The following is a 4149-nucleotide window of genomic DNA, read 5'->3' on the forward strand; positions in this document are numbered from 1 at the left end:
CGAGAGCTAGTGGAAGGATAATAGCTTTGTGAAGAAGCTGTATCTCATCGTGAGCAGGTGGATGGTACAGGTATGAATTGTTTACTTTGGACAACGGCATGGCCATTTGTAAATCACCTCATGCACATTATATGCGAACAAACGTTCCGTAGTCAATGTATCCTGATCAGGTGTCTTATAAAAATTATTCGACACTTGCCTGTTGGTGCGGTTTGGATGAAAACAAAAAAAGCTTATTGCCGGCATTAGCAATAAGCTTTATATATTCGTGAAAGAAATGGCGCGCCCGAGAGGGCTCGAACCTCCCACCTAACGTTTAGGAAACGTTTGCTCTATCCGGATGAGCTACGGACGCGCAGCAACATTGATTATAGCATGGGTGCTTTAGGTGAAGCAAGATTAACCATTTTAGTGTAAGACTATTGTATTTTTTTGTCGAATAACTGCGCTTTTATATGGAATCAAGAGGATAAAAAGCTTGTAAAGGCGAATAGAGGTAAGGATAACGAGTTTGATCGGCTGGAGGATTGTTCGAATGCTTGAATTCCAAAATGAACCGCAATCGTTTCGATTGGATTTGTCGCCTGAACAAATGCTTAAGGTGATTTTTGAATATACAGCTAAAATAGCGAATGAAAAGAAGCTGGATGCTGTCCTTATCTTAATGGCCAATATGGGCAGAGAGATGGTCGTTGCAGATCGGTGCACCGTCTGGTTGATTGATGCTGCTCGCAGTGAGCTTTTTACAGCGGTAGCTCACGGGGCTTGCGAGATACGGATTCCTTACGGCAGCGGGCTGGTAGGAAGTGCTATAAGCACGGGACAATCTATATTTATAGATGACGCCTATGAAGATCCAAGGCACAATCCGGATAACGACTTAAAGACCGGTTATCGGACGAAATCGATTATGACGATCCCTTTTCACAATAATCAAGGAGAAGTAATCGGTGCCTATCAAGCCATAAACAAATTAACAGAGAAGCAGATACTCTCGGTGAAAGATATGGAATACTTATCGCTTGCTGCATCTTACTCAGGCAAGTCGCTTGAGTCCATCATGCTGTATGAGGAAATAATTGAGACGCAAAAAGAGATTATTTTGGCAATGGGAAAAATCGGTGAAGGTCGCTCGCAAGAAACGGGCAATCATGTAAAACGGGTTGCACAATATTCATATGTTTTGGCAAAAGGACTAGGCATGAGTGATCCTGAAGCAGACATGCTGCGCAGCGCATCTCCAATGCATGATATCGGCAAAGTAGCTATTCCGGATGCTGTGTTGAAAAAACCAGGGAAGCTAACGGCAGAAGAGTATGAGCAGATTAAGGAGCATGCCATTATCGGTTACCGATTATTGCACAATTCCAAGAGACCGCTGCTGCAGGCTGCGGCGATTGTGGCTTGGCAGCATCATGAAAAGTGGGACGGTACCGGATATCCGCAAGGCCTTAAGGGTGAGGCTATTCATATATATGGGCGAATTACTGCGCTGGCAGATGTATTTGATGCTTTAAGCAGCGCAAGAATGTATAAAGAGGCTTGGGGGATGGATCGCATTTTGGGACTGATCAAAGAAGAACGGGGGAGGCATTTTGACCCTCAGGTGGTAGATGCTTTTTTTGAACAGCTGCCGCTTCTTTTGGAAATAAGAGATCGTGATGCTGATTGGCTGGAGAAGGAGTAGAAGCTGCTTGCAGACCTTGTTGGGGTGAACCCAATGAGGTCTTTTTTTTAAAAAAATTCAGTGTCGTCCAAGCCTTGATTTAATAAATATAGGGCGCTTGCTTGTACTTTGCTTGAAAGGCTAGGTATTTACCGTGTTCGAAAACCATTTTGGACATAGACTGATTTAGTTATTATAAACACTTTATAAGCTAGAGCGGATTACAAGCTAAATAGCGGAGGGTGATAAAACGTCTATGAACAAAAGGCTTCAAGGGCAGAAAATAAATGAAGCGATTTACAAATTGGAATCAGCGAGAAATTTAATTAAAACGAAACACTTAAAACACGCTGAGCAGCAAATACATGAAGCAGTCGCTTCGATGGGCAGTATTGTTCATAAAAAACGGAAGAAAAATGCAAAATCTGATCTTATTGGAGGTGTATAGAGTTGGCGCATAAACGGTCGAAATGCTTAAGAAAACTAAACTTAGCGATTGTTGAGCTGCGGAAGGCCAGAAGGCTTACACGTAGAGATAAAATTAGAAGAGCTAAAGTTGATGTGAAGGACTCTATCATAATCCTCAATAGTGCTTTGAAATGCCTGGGCGGCCATTCTTCAAAACCGAGTAAAAGAGTAAAAAGGTACGTAAGGGGGCCAAGAGGGTATAGAGGGCCGAAGGGAGATAGAGGACCTCGAGGTTTGAGGGGGCACAGAGGTTTTCGTGGAACGGATGGAGATACAGGTGCAAAAGGAGCAACCGGGGCAACGGGAGCTGCGGGCAGTCCTGGGGCAGCAGGTGTTGTTGGGTCAACAGGTGCCATGGGAGCTACAGGAACTACAGGAACTACAGGAACTACAGGAACTACAGGTGCTACAGGAGCAGGCTTAAATGGTATTGTTGCATTTAATCCACTCGCAGCACTTGGCTATCAAGCAGGGCAAGTGGTTACGTTTAATGGGAGCTCGTATGTTGTAAATACGTCTTCTCCAGTAGGAACACCCGGTGTTTCGCCAGACTATAAGCTGCTTGCAGCAAGCGGAGTAACTGGTGCTACAGGAGCGGGAGTAGCAGGTGCAACTGGTCCTACAGGTGCAACGGGAGTAGGTCTAGACGGCGTCGTGACTTATGATCCACTCGCAGCACCGGGGTATCCAGTCGGTCAGGTCATAACGTTTAACGGAAGGACCTATGTGGTGAATACGGCGCCGCCAACAGGCACACCAGGTACTTCGCCGGATTATACGCTGCTTGCAGCGAGTGGTGCTACAGGTGCGACGGGTGCAACAGGAGCGGGAGTAACAGGTGCAACAGGAACAACGGGATCTACTGGTGCGACAGGAGTCGGTCTAGGCGGAGCAGTAGTATTTGATCCACTCGCAGCACCGGGCTATCCTCTTGGTCAAGTTGTGACGTTTAACGGCAGCACTTATATCGTGAATACAGTTCCGCCAACAGGCACACCTGGAACTTCACCGGATTATACACTGCTTGCGGCGAGTGGTGCTACAGGTGCAACTGGTGCGACAGGAGCGGGAGTAACAGGTGCAACGGGAACAGATGGAGCAACGGGTGCAACAGGATCGACAGGCGCAACGGGAGCTGTTGGTGCAACAGGTGCGACAGGAGTAGGAGTAACAGGAGCGTCAGGAACGACGGGATCTACCGGAGCTACAGGAGTCGGACTAAGCGGAATTGTAGTATTTGATCCACTCGCAGCTCCAGGATATCCAGTAGGTCAGGTCGTAACGTTTAATGGAAGCACGTATATCGTGAATATGGCACCACCAACAGGCACGCCAGGAATTTCGTCAGATTATACGCTGCTTGCGGCGAGTGGTGCTACAGGTTCTACGGGTGCTACGGGAGCGGGAGCAACAGGTGCCACGGGAACAGATGGAGCAACGGGTGCAACGGGATCGATAGGCGCAACGGGAGCTGTTGGTGCAACAGGTGCGACAGGAGTAACAGGAGCGTCAGGAACGACGGGATCTACAGGAGTCGGGCTAAGCGGAATTGTAGTATTTGATCCACTCGCAGCTCCAGGATATCCAGTAGGTCAGGTCGTAACGTTTAATGGAAGCACGTATATCGTGAATACGGCGCCGCCAACAGGCACACCGGGAACATCGCCGGATTATACGCTTATTGCAGCGAGTGGTGCTACAGGAGCAACTGGTGCTACGGGAGCAGGAGTAACAGGAGCGACCGGGGCGACTGGATTACCAGGAACGACGGGTGCAACGGGCTCTACAGGAGCAACAGGAGCCGACGGCGTAACTGGTGCGACAGGAACGGATGGGGCAACAGGCGCGACAGGAACAGCAGGAGCAACGGGTGTAACGGGCTCCACAGGAGCAACAGGAGCCGACGGTGAAACTGGAGCGACAGGAACGGATGGGGCAACAGGCGCGACAGGAACAGCAGGAGCAACGGGTGTAACGGGCTCTACAGGAGCAACAGGAGCCGACGGTGTAACAGG

2 protein-coding genes, 1 tRNA gene and 1 pseudogene are annotated in these 4149 nt (G+C 48.6%); 3 read left to right on the plus strand and 1 reads right to left on the minus strand.

All coding sequences use genetic code 11. From position 1 onward, the window contains the following. Nucleotides 1-278 precede the first annotated feature (278 nt). Nucleotides 279-355, minus strand: a tRNA-Arg gene (locus AC1DPK_RS33880). 180 nt (nucleotides 356-535) lie between these two features. Between AC1DPK_RS33880 and AC1DPK_RS33885 the strand changes: the two genes are divergently transcribed. From AC1DPK_RS33885 to AC1DPK_RS33895, 3 genes and pseudogenes are all read left to right on the plus strand, one after another. After that, the gene (locus tag AC1DPK_RS33885) at nucleotides 536-1687 is read left to right on the plus strand and encodes an HD domain-containing phosphohydrolase (protein ID WP_477512997.1); all 1152 of its coding nucleotides are present in this window, start codon (nucleotides 536-538) and stop codon (nucleotides 1685-1687) included. Between the two features lie 235 nt (nucleotides 1688-1922). Beyond that, on the plus strand, nucleotides 1923-2114 hold the full coding sequence (locus tag AC1DPK_RS33890; RefSeq protein WP_477512998.1) for a hypothetical protein: 192 nt from the start codon (nucleotides 1923-1925) through the stop codon (nucleotides 2112-2114). 254 nt (nucleotides 2115-2368) lie between these two features. Next, nucleotides 2369-4149 (plus strand): annotated as a pseudogene (locus AC1DPK_RS33895) (hypothetical protein); the annotation flags it as partial.

Source organism: Paenibacillus sp. 01T424 (assembly GCF_056398745.1).

What these genes read in the sequence shown, in the direction of transcription:
- AC1DPK_RS33885 (WP_477512997.1), top strand. Translation starts at nt 536, where the DNA reads ATGCTTGAATTCCAAAATGAACCGCAATCGTTTCGATTGGATTTGTCG.
- AC1DPK_RS33890 (WP_477512998.1), top strand. Translation starts at nt 1,923, where the DNA reads ATGAACAAAAGGCTTCAAGGGCAGAAAATAAATGAAGCGATTTACAAA.